Annotated in this window: 13 protein-coding genes; 5 read left to right on the top strand and 8 right to left on the bottom strand. The window is 37.5% G+C overall.

From position 1 onward, the window contains the following. Nucleotides 1-38 precede the first annotated feature (38 nt). Entirely contained in the window at nucleotides 39-188 is a 150-nt protein-coding gene (locus BTO23_RS21330) for a hypothetical protein (RefSeq protein ID WP_170066713.1), read from the bottom strand. 187 nt (nucleotides 189-375) lie between these two features. Here BTO23_RS21330 and BTO23_RS10510 point away from each other — a divergent pair, with 187 nt between their 5' ends. The 5 genes from BTO23_RS10510 to BTO23_RS10530 all read left to right on the top strand — a co-directional run bounded on the left by BTO23_RS10510 (nucleotide 376) and on the right by BTO23_RS10530 (nucleotide 5,864). Continuing rightward, nucleotides 376-990, top strand: coding sequence for an outer membrane beta-barrel protein (locus tag BTO23_RS10510; RefSeq protein WP_060992600.1), 615 nt, complete (start codon nucleotides 376-378; stop codon nucleotides 988-990). A gap of 183 nt (nucleotides 991-1,173) precedes the next feature. Beyond that, a complete protein-coding gene (locus BTO23_RS10515) occupies nucleotides 1,174-2,718 on the top strand; it encodes a long-chain-fatty-acid--CoA ligase (RefSeq protein ID WP_060992601.1) in 1,545 nt (514 codons plus the stop codon). Nucleotides 2,719-2,811: 93 nt separating this feature from the next. Further along, nucleotides 2,812-3,213 carry a hypothetical protein gene (locus tag BTO23_RS10520; protein ID WP_060992602.1) on the top strand — a complete coding sequence of 134 codons (402 nt, stop codon included), beginning with the start codon at nucleotides 2,812-2,814 and terminating at the stop codon, nucleotides 3,211-3,213. A 387-nt stretch (nucleotides 3,214-3,600) separates the two neighbouring features. Next, entirely contained in the window at nucleotides 3,601-5,013 is a 1,413-nt protein-coding gene (pykF, locus tag BTO23_RS10525; RefSeq protein WP_061004721.1) for a pyruvate kinase PykF, read from the top strand. 188 nt (nucleotides 5,014-5,201) lie between these two features. Next, nucleotides 5,202-5,864 (top strand): GntR family transcriptional regulator, encoded by a 663-nt coding sequence (locus BTO23_RS10530; protein WP_105063466.1) that lies wholly within the window; start codon nucleotides 5,202-5,204, stop codon nucleotides 5,862-5,864. Between the two features lie 409 nt (nucleotides 5,865-6,273). Here BTO23_RS10530 and BTO23_RS10540 read toward each other — a convergent pair whose 3' ends face one another. The 7 genes from BTO23_RS10540 to BTO23_RS10575 all read right to left on the bottom strand — a co-directional run bounded on the left by BTO23_RS10540 (nucleotide 6,274) and on the right by BTO23_RS10575 (nucleotide 17,928). After that, nucleotides 6,274-8,169 (bottom strand): sensor domain-containing diguanylate cyclase, encoded by a 1,896-nt coding sequence (locus BTO23_RS10540; RefSeq protein ID WP_105063467.1) that lies wholly within the window; start codon nucleotides 8,167-8,169, stop codon nucleotides 6,274-6,276. A 136-nt stretch (nucleotides 8,170-8,305) separates the two neighbouring features. Continuing rightward, nucleotides 8,306-8,800, bottom strand: a complete 495-nt coding sequence (gene ilvN, locus BTO23_RS10545; protein WP_060992606.1) for an acetolactate synthase small subunit — start codon at nucleotides 8,798-8,800, stop codon at nucleotides 8,306-8,308. Then, nucleotides 8,800-10,521, bottom strand: coding sequence for an acetolactate synthase 3 large subunit (locus tag BTO23_RS10550; protein WP_060992607.1), 1,722 nt, complete (start codon nucleotides 10,519-10,521; stop codon nucleotides 8,800-8,802). The genes ilvN and BTO23_RS10550 overlap by 1 nt, the downstream gene beginning before the upstream one ends. A gap of 425 nt (nucleotides 10,522-10,946) precedes the next feature. Beyond that, entirely contained in the window at nucleotides 10,947-12,785 is a 1,839-nt protein-coding gene (locus BTO23_RS10560) for an AMP-dependent synthetase/ligase (RefSeq protein ID WP_060992609.1), read from the bottom strand. A 246-nt stretch (nucleotides 12,786-13,031) separates the two neighbouring features. Continuing rightward, nucleotides 13,032-14,009 (bottom strand): transcriptional regulator LeuO, encoded by a 978-nt coding sequence (gene leuO / locus BTO23_RS10565; RefSeq protein WP_060992610.1) that lies wholly within the window; start codon nucleotides 14,007-14,009, stop codon nucleotides 13,032-13,034. Nucleotides 14,010-14,344: 335 nt separating this feature from the next. Then, nucleotides 14,345-16,762: a bifunctional aspartate kinase/homoserine dehydrogenase II gene (locus BTO23_RS10570; protein ID WP_105063469.1), complete on the bottom strand. Its 2,418-nt coding sequence runs from the start codon at nucleotides 16,760-16,762 to the stop codon at nucleotides 14,345-14,347. Then, a complete protein-coding gene (locus BTO23_RS10575; protein ID WP_061004732.1) occupies nucleotides 16,762-17,928 on the bottom strand; it encodes an O-succinylhomoserine (thiol)-lyase in 1,167 nt (388 codons plus the stop codon). The genes BTO23_RS10570 and BTO23_RS10575 overlap by 1 nt, the downstream gene beginning before the upstream one ends. Between the last annotated feature and the right edge of the window lie 139 nt (nucleotides 17,929-18,067).

Raw genomic sequence — 18,067 nt, forward strand, 5'->3', positions numbered from 1 at the left:
AGGCTGATAAGTTAATTACTTATCAGCCTTTTTGCTTTCTACTCTTTCTGTTTTCTTTTTGTTATGAATACATAACCCATCAAAAGTAAAAATAGCGACAATTCAATCGTTGCTCTCATTAATCCAGAAGTAAATAACGCTACAATAATAAGAATGATAAAAATCCCGAGTATTACTTTTTTATTCATCTTCTCTATCCTTGAGTTCATCGAATCGATGATTATCCCCCATCATTTTTTAATTGAAAAATAGCCTTTTCCTCTATCAAAGAACCAATTGCACTATCAATATCTCACTATTAACCATTCCTTTTTTGGATATTTGATAAAGCTACCTATACTCAGAGAAATAATCCATTTGATTAAGGAATAATCGATGAAAAAATTATGCATCTCGCTATTACTTCTTTCTACATCTTCTTACGTCATAGCCAATGAATACACTCCTACACAAACACCTAAGATTAGTGGTTTTTATGTGGGTGCTGGTTTTGGTTCATTTGGTTATTCCGAAGAAGACTCTTGGGGCTATAGTAATAATAAAATAGAAGCAAAAGCAGATGGCAATACGGCAAAAGTCTACCTCGGTTATCAGTTTAATAAAATTGTCGGAATTGAAGGGACTTACACCAACTATGGAAAAGTAAAAGCAAAAGTTGATGGCTATTCTATGGAACCAACCTCAATATCTCTTGCTGCTAATTTAGGCTACACTTTTGATAATGGTATCCGTCCATTTGGTCTTGTTGGAATGTCTAATTTAGATTTAAAACAGAATAAAGAATATCTTAGCGATGATAATGGTGCAGCCTTTAAATTTGGCTTTGGTGTTGAATATACCCCCGTATCCCTAAAAGGAGTTCAACTTCGAGCTGCTTATGAAATGGATATGTACGCGGTTGACTATATTGATGTTCAAAATGGTTTCACAACAGAAACAAATTTATACGCTCTAGATTCTTTGTATATTGGAGCATCATATAAATTCTAATTATTCCTCACTACAGCAAATGAAGCAGTGCTTGAAAGTTCAATCACTGCTCTTATTGATAATAAAAACAAGAAATCATCTTTACCTTCTCTATTTTTTTCTTCTCCTTGATATACACTTAGTTCATCTAGATAAAAATTACTTCTCGATATAACACACAACAAAAACTAACAAAGGTTATATATGTACAATCTTGCCACCAATCTCGAACGTAACGCTACATTTCGCCCTAACAATATCGCGTTAATTTTCCATGATTTAAAAATCACTTATGCCGAACTAAATAAAAAAGTAAACGCCATTGCTGATCATCTCACTCAATTAAATATACAGCCAAATGAAAAAATTGCATTGTCATGCCCAAACACGCCTGAATTTGTTATCGCTTACTATGCCATACAAAAAATAGGAGCCGTTGTCGTCCCCCTTAATGTCATGCTCAAAAGCGATGAAGTTGCTTATCACTTAAAGGACTCTGATGCCGTTGCATTGATTTCATACCAAGGTTCTGATGCTATGCCTATCGGAAAGTTTGGTTATGAAGGGTATGAAAAAGCCGATTTCTGTGAGCACTTTATTTTAATTGAGACCATTGAATCTCAAAAACCAGTTGCAGCACACTCTTTTAATCAATGGTTAAAAACGGGCAGAGAAACCTTTGATGCAATTTATCGAACCGCTCAAGACAGCTGTGTCATTCTATACACTTCAGGAACAACTGGAGCAGCAAAAGGCGCAGAGTTAAGTCAAAGTAATATGTTATGTAACGCTCAGGCCTGTCAGTCATTAACGAACCAAAAGGGAACAGACGTTAGTATTGCAATACTTCCTCTGTTCCACACTTTTGGTCAATCGTTGATCATGAATACATCAATTTTAGCAGGCAGTGCACTTGTACTTATTTCTCGATTTGTTCCTAAAACGGTTCTTCAACAAGTACACGAGCATAAAGTAACTCATCTTGCTGGTGTTCCTACCATGTTTATTGGCTTACTTGCTTACGCAGAGAAACACAAAGGTGATTATCTCAAAGAAATAGCCCAAACTCTTAAAGTAGCAATATCTGGTGGTGCATCAATGCCAGTTGAAGTTCTTAAACAATTTGAAGAAAAGCTGCAAGTTCCAGTCATCGAGGGTTATGGTTTATCAGAATCATCTCCTGTCGCAGCATTTAACCATTTAGAATTTGAAAGAAAACCAGGAAGTATTGGGCAGCCTCTGCCGGGTGTTACCATGAAAGTCGTTGATAAGAATGGTCACGAGCTACCAATAGGACAAGAAGGTGAACTGGTCATTCGTGGTCATAACGTAATGAAAGGCTATTACAAAAAACCACAAGAAACAGCAAAAACTATTATTGATGGCTGGCTACATACGGGCGACATAGTGCGCTTTGATGACGAAGGCTATATTTATGTTGTGGACCGTTTAAAAGAACTGATTATTAGTGGTGGCTATAATGTCTACCCGCGTGAAGTAGAAGAGGTATATATGAAGCACCCTTCTGTACATTTAGTCGCTGTAATTGGTATTGAGCACCCTCGTTTTGGTGAAGAAGTAAAAGCCTTTGTTATTCTTAAAGAGGGGCATTTAGTCTCAGAAAAAGATCTTATCAAGTGGAGTAAGCAACACTTAGCTGATTATAAGTGCCCTAAACATCTAGACATTGTTGAAGCTTTGCCAATGACCGCCACCGGTAAAATTTTAAAACGTATGTTAAAAGTATAGCTCACAACTGTCGAGACTCATCCATTACAGGTATATTCCCGTATAAAAAATAGGTATATACTTGTGCTACAACTTCATGATTGGATAACTACCATGTCAAATAAAACAGATAAAGGCATCTGGTTTGCTTATATTGCGAGCCTATTAACGCCAGTAACATTAATGGTTTCAGGAATTATTGCGATTATTTATGCTGGATACCAAATGAATAAAGGGACTAACGATGATGTTGTTGATAGTCACTACTACGCTATCATCAAGAGCTTCTTTCTTTTTCTTACGTTCTTTGTGGTTCTTGCTGTTACCGCTGCAACGATGAGCGGTATGGTTGCAGGACTAGAATATTGGGTACATAGCTCTATTCTTGATAAAGTTTATTCTGCAATTCCAGTAATTGGGGCAATCATTTCAATCTTAGCTATTGGGGCTTGGTTTGTGAAATTAGCCAAAGGAATGCAAAAACTTAAAGCATATCAACCAATTGAAAATCAATAATATAAAGGCACTCTATGTGCCTTTTTTATTTTGAACTGTAAAATAAATATTTAGTAAAGATCCCTAAAACAAGAAAGTGATCTTCATCTATTTTACTGTTAGAATTTGCACCAAAAGCGATAGAAAATTACAAAAAAGATCTGATCGAAACGATGTTGAGTAATGTAAATTTGTTTTTAATATTGTGATTAAAGTGCAAATTGTTTACCTGAATCAATAATCCATTGCTCTTTTCGATCTAAACTACAGGCAATTATTAAATTTATATGCTTAGTCATAGAGGCAATGAAGCGTAAAGTTGTTGTTATATTCCAACACTTCATTCCATTAGACTGAGCATTACTGCGTTTATCATTTTAAATATACTCATCTGGAGAGATTTCTCACATGAAAAAGACCAAAATCGTATGTACGATTGGCCCAAAAACTGAGTCAGTAGAAAAACTAACTGAACTTGCAAATGCTGGCATGAACGTAATGCGCCTTAACTTCTCACACGGCGATTTCGCAGAGCACGGCAACCGTATCGATAATGTTCGTCAAGTAATGAAGAACACAGGTAAGCAACTTGCTATCCTTCTTGATACTAAGGGTCCTGAAATCCGTACTATCAAACTAGAAAACGGCGATGACGTTGCTCTAGTAGCTGGTCAAGACTTCACATTCACAACTGATATCTCAGTTGTTGGTAACAAAGACGTTGTTGCTGTTACTTACCCAGGTTTCGCAAAAGACCTTGAAGTTGGTAACACTATTCTTGTTGATGACGGCCTAATTGAAATGGAAGTTGTTGCTACAACTGAAACTGAAGTTAAGTGTAAAGTTCTTAACAACGGTGACTTAGGCGAAAACAAAGGTGTTAACCTTCCTGGCGTATCAGTTAAACTTCCAGCTCTTTCTGAAAAAGATAAAGCTGACCTTAAGTTTGGTTGTGAGCAAGGTGTTGATTTCGTTGCAGCTTCTTTCATCCGTAAAGAAGAAGACGTTAAAGAAATCCGTGAATTACTTGTTGCTAACGGCGGCGAAAGCATTCAAATCATCTCTAAAATTGAAAACCAAGAAGGTGTTGATAACTTCGATTCAATTCTAGAAGCTTCTGACGGTATCATGGTTGCTCGTGGCGACCTTGGTGTTGAAATTCCAGTAGAAGAAGTAATCTTCGCTCAGAAGATGATGATCGAAAAATGTAACCGTGCACGTAAAGTTGTAATCACTGCAACTCAAATGCTTGATTCTATGATAAAAAACCCACGTCCAACTCGTGCTGAAGCGGGCGACGTAGCGAACGCAATCATGGATGGTACAGATGCAGTAATGCTTTCTGGTGAATCTGCTAAAGGTAAATACCCAGTTGAAGCAGTAACTATCATGGCTCAAATCTGTGCTCGTACAGATTCAGCATTAAAAGCAGAACTTGGTTCTCGTTTAGACAGCCCTCGTCTACGTATCACTGAAGCGGTATGTAAAGGCGCTGTAGATACAGCTGAGAAACTGAATGCACCTGTAATCGTAGTAGCTACTGAAGCGGGTAAATCTGCTCGTTCTATCCGTAAATACTTCCCAACAGCGAAAATCATCGCAGTAACAACTAATACTAAGACAGCAGCACAGCTTTGTCTTTCTAAAGGTATTACTCCAATGGTTGTTGATTCTATCGACAGCACTGACGCATTCTACCTACGTGGCAAAGAGCTAGCTCTTGAGTCTGGTATTGGTGCTAAAGGCGATATCGTTGTTATGGTTTCTGGTGCTCTAGTACCATCAGGCACAACAAACACAGCATCTGTACACGTATTATAATTCACTTGAATCTATAATATTTTTACACTGTTAAATAAAAAGAGGGCTTATGCCCTCTTTTTTTATAAGTTTTTATTGCACGAACTATACAAGACGCTATACTAACCAACAGAACGACAATCGGTATATGGTGATTTTTGATCATCCCTACCTTTCTTTGCAATGATGATTTATATAGAGAGTGACAAGTGTCTAGCCCTACCCTGACTGATAAAGTGTCAAAAATTATTTACCAAGATATTCTTGCTGGCAAATTAAACCCAGGTCAAAAATTGGTTGTTTCCGAACTGAAAGAACGCTACTCCGTTGGCGCCTCTCCAATTCGTGAAGCTCTTGTTCAATTATCTTGGAACAAATACGTAAAGCTTGAACCTCAAAAAGGCTGTTGGGTTGCGTCTATTTCACAAGAAGAATTAAAAGAATTATTTGAAGGCTTACGAGTTGTCGGAAATGTTTTATTAAAAAAAGCAATCGCTAATGGGGATGAGGCATGGGAATTAAATATCCTAACTAACTTCCATAAATTAACAAAAATAAACAGAGAAGAAATAACCTCTGAAGCTATCCAAGAGCGAGAAGAACGACATTCAGCTTTTCATTCTGCACTTCTTGAAGGGGCAAAGGCTCCTATCATGCATCAATTCCATCAAGAATTAACGAATCAAATTAAACGTTATCGTCACCTTCAAAATACATATAGTACTGTGGCAAAAGAGCATGCTGAATATCTAGAAGAGCACGAAACAATCATGAAACTTGCATTGTCTCGTAATTCAGAGAAAGCGGTTGAATTACTAGAAAAGCACTACATTAAAACAATGGACCTATTATCTGGCTCTTTTGAAGCTTAATAACACTAATCAATCTATTCGATAATCACGCAGAAAAATCAAATATAAAAAAACCAGACACTATCGTCTGGTTTTTACATTTCTTACCAACCAAAAAACTCTTTATTATGAGTTCCTATTAATAATACCATCAATAAAAAATAAATCGCACTTAATTTGAACCCTAAAATGGCCAAACTTCCTACCGTGAGTCGTACTAAAAAATCAGTAAACATAAAGACCTCACATCATCGCTAGCCCGCAAATATCCTTCGTTGAATGCAATAGTGTCCTACTTTAGGCCTGTTAATCCATAGTAATAAGTATAGACAACCTTAGACTTTAGTCTAACGCCTCCTACCCTAATAAATAATAGTTCAGATAGTTACGTAATAAGAAAAATAAAATACCCAATAAGGATAAGACATCTTTAAGCTAAATCATCCAAACTAGTGCATATAGAAATAGTATTTCGACCGTTTGCCTTTGATTCATACAATGCAATATCTGCGCACTTATATGCATTTCGATGAGAAATACCGATATCAGTAAGTCCCCCGCTGATCGTTACTTGATAATCATCTAATTGAGAAATAGCAACCCTTAGGCGGTTTACTACCATTTCGGCACTTTTTAACTCAGTATGAGGCATGATAATAGCGAATTCTTCTCCTCCAATACGAGCAACAAAATCGGTTTCTCTACTGCTTTGCTTTAAAACATCAGCCACAAGCTTAATCACTTTATCTCCGACTTCATGCCCTTGAGTATCATTAATCCGTTTAAACCAATCAATATCTAAAATAGCTAAGCAACATTGATGAGCAGGGTAATAACGGTTAGTTAATAACGTTTGTTTTTCTAATTCAAATTCAAATTTTCGACGATTCCAACAATCTGACAAACTGTCTTTTTCACTTAAATAACGTAATTCTTTTTCTAATGCCTTACGCTTGCTGATATCAATATAAGAAATAATATAGTATTGGATTTCTTTTGTTTTTTTCTTAACAACCTTAATTCGAACAAGCAGGCTCAACTCTTCACCAGATTTGCTAAGTACTTCAATTTCACCCTGCCACGCACCTAGGTCATTCACTTTCTTCCAGTTTTCAAGTCGTTTTTGAAATTGTTCACTGTTCGAATTCAATACATCAAATGTACTTTTTCCTATCGCCTCCAAACTAGTAAAACCACTAATTGAGGTAAACGCACTATTCACCTTAATTATCCGCTGATGTTTATCGGTAATAACAACCGCAGACATTCCCTCAAGAGCTGATTTTGCTAACTGACTTTCTAAGTTCGATTTATCCCATAACGTGAGCAGAACGCCAAAAGGAATAACAATAAGACCTAATAAAAGAAATAGCAGGCTTGCCTCTTCTATTATCTCTAATTGAATCGTATAAAAAACCTCATCTAATTCTTCTTTGGGATAATGAAGTAAAAAATACGCTTTTTTATTTGGTTTATTCGCAGTTATCGAGAATTGATAAAATGAATAAATACTGTCGCTAAGGTATATACTGCCAATTTTATCACTAGACATTAAACGCCAAAGTTCTGGATTTTTAGCTTTAAGCGTTTCAGCTTCTCGACCATTAATTAAATGCCCAAACACTTCATTTTGATTGTCCGTTAAAAGGTAATAACCGTTTTGATTAACCATTGATGGAGAGATACTAAGTGTCGGAGAAAATCGAATCACATTGATAATGCTTGTATCATTGAGTTCAGCAAGAACATAACCTTTTCTCAAACCAAAAGCATCAATAGGTATAGCAAGCTTCATCATTGGTTCATAAACTCCAGACTCTGCCAAGTCTCGGTTCAGCACGATACCTTCGGAAAAAATAGCTCCCTCATCTAACTCAGATAATATCTCTAAGTCGTCATGGCTAATTGAGGATTTATCTTTAATTACCTTAATCGCATCATCGTTATTTTCATTATAGATAAAAGAGAATTGTCTAACTCCTTTACTATCAATGAGTTCTAATTTAGAAAAGAATTTTTCGGCTAAAACTAAACGCAACCAAGAGGATTCAACTGCTTGTTTTACTCTCATGGACGGATATAAGAAGTAATCATACAAAGGACGGCTATTCGATAATAAATCTAACGTATTAGCAATACGTATAGATAACTCCTTGTACTCATGGTGAGTATAAGCTAACTGCCGAGTTGACTCATTTTGAATCTGCTCAACCGCGATTTCTTTTTGATTTTGAAAGTCATTGTATAAATAAAGCGAAGTTAATAATGACAGGATTAGATACACAAAAATCGAATACGCGACAATCTTAATCTTCTTATTACGCATTACCGAGTTTCCTTTATTTACTTTCAATAAACTTACCGACTTGCATTCTATATTTATTTGATACAATTAACAATTAAGCCCTCCTATAAAGGAGGGCTTAATTTATAAAGAAACCAAAGCTAAGTGTAAGTAAATATTACACCCTTAATGATTTATCCCCACGAGCAATACCAACAACGCCACTTCGAGCTACTTCAACGACCTCAGTAACTTCTGATACTGCAGTGATAAAAGCATCCAGTTTTTCAGATGTACCCGCAAGTTGAATAGTATAAAGAGAACTTGTCACATCAACGATCTGCCCTCGAAAAATATCCGCAGTACGTTTAACTTCAGCTCTAGCAAATCCGCTCGCTTTTACCTTCACAAGTAATAGCTCACGCTCAACATGGTCACTTTCCGTCACGTCTTGAACTTTAATAACATCAATAAGCTTGTGCAGCTGTTTTTGAATCTGTTCTAACTCCATCGCATCACTTGCTGTTGTGATATTTAAGCGTGATAAAGTAGGGTCTTCTGTCGGAGAGACTGTTAATGATTCAATATTGTACCCTCGTTGAGAAAACAGCCCTACAACTCGTGATAAAGAACCCGATTCATTTTCTAATAACAGTGAAATAATATGTCTCATTAGGTTCTCTCCGTTTTGCTTAACCACATTTTATCCATTGCTTCGCCTTTAATTTGCATTGGATAAACGTGCTCTGTTTCATCAACATTAATATCAACAAATACTAATCTGTCTTTCAATGACAATGCTTTTTCTAACCCAGATTCCAGTTCATCAGGATGATTAATTCGAATCCCAACATGGCCATATGCTTCGGCAATCGCGGCAAAATCAGGTACTGAGCTCATATAAGAATTAGAATGACGACCTTGATAAATAATATCCTGCCACTGTTTAACCATTCCTAAGAAACGGTTATTTAAGTTGATAATTTTTACAGGAATATCATATTGCAACGCCGTTGATAACTCTTGAATATTCATCTGAATACTGCCATCCCCTGTGACACAAACAACCACTTCATCAGGATGAGTAAACTTCACACCAAGTGCCGCAGGTAAACCAAAGCCCATCGTGCCAAGACCTCCGGAGTTAATCCAACGACGCGGTTTATTAAACGGATAATACAATGCAGCAAACATTTGATGCTGACCTACATCAGAGGCAACATAAGCATCGCCATTCGTTAGTCGATGAAGGGTTTCAATTACTTGCTGAGGTTTAATTCGATCTGGCGATGTTTCATAGGATAAGCATTTACGATCTTGCCATACTGAAATATCCTTCCACCACGCATCTAAAGCCGCTGAATCATTACCGGTATCTTGCTCTGCAAGTAGTTTAAGCATTGATTCTAAAACTACTTCAGCAGATCCAACGATAGGAACATCAACTCTTACATTTTTAGAGATTGAAGAGGGGTCAATATCAATATGCATGATGGTTGCATCTGGGCAATACTTGTCTAAATTATTGGTTGTACGATCATCAAAACGAACGCCAACCCCAAAAATAAGATCGGCATTATGCATCGCCATATTAGCTTCATATGTACCGTGCATACCCAGCATACCTAATGAGTTTTTATGAGTACCCGGAAAAGCACCTAACCCCATAAGCGTACTAACTACTGGCAAATTAAGTGATTCAGCTAATTTAATAACGTGTTGTTCTGCTGATGAGATAACCGCTCCACCGCCAATATATAACACTGGTTTTTTCGCAGCTAAAAGAGTTTTAAGGCCTTTTTTAATCTGACCTTTATGCCCTGTTGTCGTTGGGTTATAAGATCGTAATGACATCGACTTAGGATACTGATAAGGGAATTTAAATGCAGGGCTCATGACATCTTTAGGGATATCAATAACAACAGGACCAGGACGACCTGTCGAGGCAATATAAAATGCTTTTTTTATAATTTCAGGAATGTCTTCAGCTTTTCTAACTAAAAAGCTATGTTTAACTATCGGGCGAGAAACACCTACCATGTCACACTCTTGAAAGGCATCAGTGCCAATCATATTGTTTGGTACGTTTCCAGAAAGCACGATCATCGGGATAGAATCCATATAGGCTGTTGCTATTCCTGTAATCGTATTCGTTGCTCCAGGACCAGAACACACAAGAACAACACCAGGTTTACCCGTTGCTCTAGCATAACCATCAGCCATATGAGTAGCAGCTTGTTCATGCCTTACTAACACATGTTGAATATCATCAGTTTTCATATGCAGTGCATCATAAATGTCTAGCACGGAACCACCAGGGTATCCAAATATATGCCCAACACCTTCATCAATCAGAGATTGTACAATCATCTCTGCGCCAGATAACATTTCCATATTTATCTCCAGACATTTAAACCCTCTAACAACGACATGAATTACCGATAATTAGTGGTTTACATAGTTAGGGCTTATTTTTAGCCTAAACCGAAATTAATTAGATTAAAATCCTATGTGGATGGTAATTAGTGATAACAAAAACCAACATTACGAAACAACTTTAACCTTTTCATATCACTTTGGTCTAGGGGAGATTTATAGGAACCGACGATACGTTCAATTAGAGCAGATTTTGCAGTTATTAACTCCAACTTAGCTGTTATAAAATAGTATGAAAGACCAATCAACTTCAAATAAAGAAAGATAATAAATTGCCTGATCTGTGATTTAATGTTGATAATGATCCCATTTTTTATGGGCATAAAAAAACCAGCCAAAAAAGACTGGTTTCTACATTCTAATATGAGAATAAAAAAGAAAGATTACTTCTCTTTTTTCTCTTTCTTTTCGTCATACATTTCATCAATTTCGTCTTGATAACGTTCACTGATTACTTTACGACGTAGTTTTTGAGTTGGTGTTAATTCACCTTTATCCATTGAAAATGCTTTCGATAATAGGGTGAATTTTTTCACTTGCTCAAAACGAGCTAATTCTTTTTGTAAATTCGCGACACGCTTTTCTAGCATCTCAACTATTTCACTGTGCTTAACTAAATCCATGCGATCGTGATAAGCAATATTTAATTCTTTTGCATATTCTTCGAGTGCGTCATAGCAAGGAACAATCAAAGCCGATACAAATTTTCGAGTATCTGCGATAACAGCTATCTGCTCAATAAAGTGGTCTTTACCAATAGCACCTTCAATAACTTGAGGGGCGATATATTTACCGCCAGAGGTTTTCATTAACTCTTTAATACGATCGGTAATATACAAGTTACCTGCGGCATCAAACTCACCTGCATCACCTGTTTTTAAGAAACCATCCTCTGTAAAATTAAGTGCCGTTTCTTCTGGTTTATTATAATACCCTTTCATAACCATAGGGCCACGAACTAGGATTTCATTCTTTTCACCAATTTTAACTTCAGCACCTGGCATTAAGGTACCAATTGAGTCTGGATGAAACTTGCCATCTTCCCAACATGAAATAGTGGCGGTGGTCTCTGTCATACCATAGCCCAATTTAACATTGACACCAAGAGCATGGAAAAAACGACCAATGGTTGCATCTAATTTAGCACCACCACAAGGCATGAAATTAATATTCCCACCTAGAATCATACGTAACTTAGAAAGGACTAATTTATCTGCTACCTTGTAAGCTTGCTTTAGCGCCCATGATGGTTCACGACCTTCTTGTTTGCATGCTGACATTTTTGCACCCATGTTTACTGCCCAAGTAAACATCACCTTACGGTGAGCAGGAGCACGAGATACTTTTTCATGCACTGTTGAAAATATTTTTTCATAGAAACGAGGAACCGCACACATTACCGTCGGTTTCACTTCTGTTAGTGCATCTTTAATTAGATTTGTATTTGGCAAGTAACAGTTTACCGCACCTTTATACAATACATAAAAAGTCCAAGCTCGCTCAAATACATGAGAGAGAGGAAGAAAACATAACGATACATCTTGCTCAGTTAACGCTAAGTTAGTGTTATGTCCTGCTAACTGGGAACCAATATTAGCGTAATCTAGCATTACCCCTTTTGGTTCTCCTGTTGTGCCAGAGGTATAGATCAACGTGAGTAAATCATCCATTTCTGCACTTTCAAGACGATGATTTAATTCATCTTGATTTGCCTCATGTGCTTTAGATATGAAATCATTCCATGAAACACCCGCTTCATGATCGTTCAAATCAATATCATCACTTAAAGCAACAATATGAGTTAATTGAGGGCATTGTTCAAAAATAACAACCGCCGCATTATATTGCGCTTGCTCACCAACAAATAGAATACGAATATCAGCATCATTAATGACATACGCTGCTTGTGTTGGCGTATTTGTTGGATAAATAGGAACGGGAACTGAACGTAATTGCATCGTTGCAAAATCAGCAACAGTCCAACGAGGCATGTTATTGGAGAAGATCCCTACTTTCTCTTGTACTTTCAATCCATGCGCTAATAGTGCTAAAGATAGAGTGTCCATTTGCTGACCAAACTCGCCCCAAGTGATATCACTCCACGCTGAGCATTGAGTGTCACTCCAAGCACCGCATTTACGCTCACGTAATGCAGTATCATTAGGCTTATTAGCAATATGTTTGCGGATCTCTTTTACAATATGTAGGTTTTGAATAGTCATCTCGAATCACCTTTAGGCTTACAGGTGTAAGCTATAATCTGTACAAAGTGTACAAGTGGCAGTAAAAAAGGCAACTGTTTCTCTGTATAAAATGTAAGTATTGTTGTGTGAAACCCATTTCAGGATAGCTCTATTAACAAAATAATTATTTAAACTCTACATTCTGTTTATATCGTATGAATACCAACAAAAAAGGCAACCTTTTATAGGCTGCCTTAATCTCGTTTTTTAGTGTGAAAGCATGACTTAAAACATCATACCTTTGCTCGAAGCAACGACTTCCTCACCACAGATAAGCATCAATTGATCTCTCATCCAAATATGACCTTTGTCTTTTTGGTATGAATCATGCCAGCTTAAGTAACCACGAATGCTTTTTGATTCGATTGGCAATGGTAATACCATTAATTGCTCACGATTCTGCATTGAATTAACTAGCCATTTAGGCGCTACTGTAATTAAATCTGATTGGGATACTACATATAAAACATTGCTGATGCTTGCGCCTTTATAAGCCTGTTCATACAGTGAATCCATATAAAGATGGTCAGCAAACCCTTTTGTATTTTCAACACGAGCAGGAACTGCATGTTTTTCGTTTGCTAGTTGTTCTTTAGTAATCCCACCTTGAATGCGAGGGTGATTAACTGAAGCAACAACAACCAATTCATCCGTAAATAACTCAGTACTCATGTAACCTGGTTCATCAAAACGTACGTAATCAATAACAAAATCTATTTCTTGATATCGTAATTTTTGTGCGATATCTAAATCATATTCACCTGATAGTTTTAAACTAATATGAGGTGCTTTTTGTTGAATATCTCTCAAAATACGAGGGGCAAAACGCATGTCTGATGGACTACAAATTGATAGCTTAAATTGTCTTCCTGAGCTTTCAGGAACAAACGTTGAACTAGGCAGTTCATTTTTAACTAATTGCAATGCTTGACGCATTGGTGCAAACAATTGGCGAGCTCGTTGAGTTGGTTGAATACCTCGTCCATGACGAATAAATAATTCATCATTAAACATTAACTTCAAACGAGAAACAGCATTACTTACTGCTGGTTGTGACATTCCTAAATTTTGAGCTGCTCGAGTAATGTTTTGCTCTTGCATTACAGCATCAAATACTGTCAAAAGGTTTAAATCGACACTACGTAAAACTTGTTCTGAACTGATTATTGACGTTGGCTCTGGGGTAGATTCTGACATACTCATATGATGACTCTCTCAATCGGGCAGTTTTATTCAAATTAAATAACAGTAAATGACTACAAGTTTTATTATTATTTCTAGATATTGACCTTGTATATATTAGCCATCCTTCAATTATCATTACTGAATAGATTTACAAAATCCATAGCATGGAAAGCATTTTAATTTTAATTTATGCTTAATTTAATTTAACAATTAAATAATAATTACAAATCAATCAATTAAGAAAAAACATAAAATAATCTAAACGTACTCCAATTCCGTTTTTTCCTACGAAATCAACAAAAAAGCCATGCAAGTATGCATGGCTTCATTAAGATATCTTGAAATAAAATTGATTAAAAAAGCGCTGATATACGATTTAAATCTGATTGGATAGCGCCGGCGGTAACCTCTCTTCCTGCACCAGGTCCTCGGATAACTAATGGGTTATCTCGGTACCATTTACTCTCAATTGCAAAAATATTATCACATGGTAACAGGTTAGCTAATGCGTGATGTTCTGCCAGTGCTTCAATACTCACTGTCGCACTGCCATCTTTATTTAAGCGTGCCACATAACGTAATACCTTTTGCTCCCTTTGCGCTTTTTCTAGACGTTCAAGTAACTCACTATTAATCAACTCACCTTTTGCTAAGAAATCATCCAAGCTCACTTCTCTCAATTCAATAGGAACGAGAGATTCTACTTTTACTTGAGTTGGTTCGATTTTTAATCCGGCTTCACGAGCTAAAATTACAAGTTTTCTCATAACATCAGAACCATCAAGATCATGCCTTGGATCTGGTTCAGTTAACCCTTGCTGCCAGGCTAGATCAACTAGTTCGGTAAATGGAACATCACCATTATATTGTTGGAACAACCACGATAAAGTACCTGAAAATATACCCGATAATGCAACTATTTCATCGCCACTTTCTCGTAAATCTCTTACGGTGTGGTTAATTGGCAACCCTGCACCAACAGTCGCATTATATAACCAATGACGACCTGTTTTTATAAACGCATCAAGTACAGTTTGGTACTCATGGCTTGGTGCTGAACCTGCCACCTTATTCGCTGAGATTAAATGTATACCTTGCTCCGCAATTTTAGTGTACTGCTGTGACAATTCAGGACTTGCCGTTACATCTAAAATGACAACATCATCATAACCTTGAATAGCACCAATTTTTTCTATCCAATCAAAGTCTTGATAGGCTAGCGCTTCATCATCAAATTTATCAACAATTAATGCGCTGTCTAACCCATTAAAATCTAACCAGTGGCGATGGCGGTCAACGACACCGATTAATGAGAATTGCATACCATGACGTTTCTCTAGATTACGTTTTTGCTCAGTAAAAAGGGATAACCATTGAGAGCCTATGTTCCCATGGCCGCACAAAACAAGTCCCACTCTTTTTTGAGCTTGAAATAGATGAGTATGAATGGCATTAATAATCAAAGCGGTGTCTACTTTACGCAAAATGGCAACCAAGCTTAATCCTGACTCTGATTCACATACAAACTCTAATGGGCAGTTTTTTAATTGGTGGTAGAAGCCATGACTATGAATGGCATTACCTGTAACGCCAGCACCAACGGCCGCCACCATTGAATAACCTTCTTTCAATTTAATTTCAGCATGTACCGCAGAATTTTGTAGGACATCTAATGCTTCATTAACGACTTCAGAGGTATACGCTAATAAAAGTGTGTACTGATCATCTTGTGCTTCTAGTGCTAAAGGCTGTAATTGAGAACGAGTAAGTAAAGAAAGTACTTCTTGTTTCGCTCGACCAAAATCTTGCCCACGACCAAAACCTAATTGAATTAAATACACATCTTCTAATGACGTAACGATCTTCGCGCCACGACCAGAAGCTAATACTCGCTCAATACGAGTAGAACCAGATTCAGGTTGATAACTACAACGCAAACTTAAATCAAGTGCGCTTTGAGCAACAGGTTGTAATGTTCTGCTGTGCAATACAGGGGCAGCTAAACGAGCCAATTCACTGGCTTCATCCAAACGAAGTAGCGGCAATAAACAAGCATCTTCTACTTTACGTGGATCTGCGCTAAATACGCCAGCAACATCACTCCAAATCGTCACTCGAGATACTTCAGCCAACGCCCCAATAATAGTAGCTGAGTAATCAGAACCATTACGACCCAGCAATACTGTTTCACCAGATTGATTGCGAGCCATAAAGCCAGTAATAACAATTCGACCATGTGGGTGCTGCGCGAGTTGTTCTTTAAATAAAGGCCATGATAGTGCGCGATCAACTTCTGGCTGAGCAGCTCGTTCAGCCCTTAAAAAAGAACGCGAATCTAAAGGCGCCGCTTGCAAGTCAAGTTGATTCAAATAAGCAGAAAGTAATCGAGATGACCATACTTCACCATGGCCAAGAATATCAGTTTGTTGGATCTCTGTTAAAGGTGCATGCAGCTTTCCAATAGCAATCAACTCTTTATGCAGAGTATCAAGTAACGATTCTGCATTTTCAGGGGTTAAAAGTTCTGAAATCAAACCTTGTTGATATTGACGTAGAGACTCCAACACGTCATGAGCTAAGCGGCCATCTTTAGATAAACTGTCTATCCACTCTAAAATTCGATTGGTTGTATTACCTGCAGCAGAGACCACCACCAAATCATTATCGCTAGAATATTCCTTTAGGATAGTAGCGACACGGCGGTAGCATTCAGGATCAGCAAGACTACTTCCTCCAAACTTATGTAACTGACGTTGTACTAATACGGTCATTATTTTTCCCCTGCTGCCACAATAAAGGCCTGTTGAAGGTCGGCAATCAAATCACGACTGTCTTCTAAACCAACAGATATACGTAATAATGTTGGCACTAATCCCGCTTCCGCTTGAGCTTCATCCGACATTGCTCGATGAGTCATGGTTCCTGGATGGGCAATTAAGCTTTCAACACCACCAAGTGATTCTGCCAAAGAAAAATACTTTAGTGCTTTTACGAATACTTTTAACTGTTCTAATGAGCCATTTAATTCAAAGCTTAACATTGCACCAAATCCCGTTTGTTGGCGTTTTGCTATCTCGTGTCCAGGGTGTTCAGGTAGGCTTGGGTGATAAATTGTACCGACTAACTCTTGCTCTTGAAGACATTTTAAGACTTCGATTGCATTTTCTTCATGCACACGCATACGCGCGCCAAGCGTACGAATACCACGTAAAGTTAAGTAACTATCAAATGCGGTTCCTGTTGCCCCAATACAGTTGCCCCACCATGCAAAATCATCAGCATGCTGCTGCGTTTTAGCAATTAATACACCGCCAACAACATCTGAATGCCCATTAATGTATTTTGTCGTTGAATGAAGAACAAAATCAGCCCCTAATGTAAGAGGTTGTTGTAATACAGGAGAAAGGAAAGTGTTATCAACAGCAACCAAAGCACCAACCTTTGCCGCTTTCTGACAGATTGCAGCGATATCAACAACACGTACGAGTGGGTTTGATGGCGTTTCTAGTAGGATAAGTTTTGGTTTTTTTGCAAGAGCGGCATCAAGCGCTTCAGTATTTGATTGATCAACAAATAAAGTTTGAAAATCTCCTTTATTCGCTCGAGTATTAAATAGGCGATAAGTCCCCCCATAACAATCATGAGGTGCCACAATAAGATCATTAGGACCAAGCAGTGCAGATACCATAAGATTAAGCGCAGCCGTTCCGCAGTTTGTAACAACAGCGCCAGCACCACACTCTAAATCAGACAGAGTAGTTTCAAGCTGGGTTCGAGTCGGGTTTCCTGAGCGAGCATAATCATACTTAGGAACATCACCAAATTCAGGAAAACTGTAATTGGTAGATAAGTAGATAGGTGGCACAACCGCATTATGTTGTGAATCGGTTTCAATGCCAGTACGAACAGCAATAGTTGCAGGTTTTCTCTCGCTCATAATTTCCCTTCCAAACTGCTAGGCAGTGGTCTGATACCAATTACCTGAATGAGATATAAAGCAGTAATTTTCTGCTCCTCCATTCAAGATGACTGATATAATCTAATCCATAAGTTATATTCTTCTACTCTACCATCAC

The sequence above is a fragment of the Aliivibrio sifiae genome, from assembly GCF_002954715.1.
GTDB lineage: Bacteria > Pseudomonadota > Gammaproteobacteria > Enterobacterales > Vibrionaceae > Aliivibrio > Aliivibrio sifiae.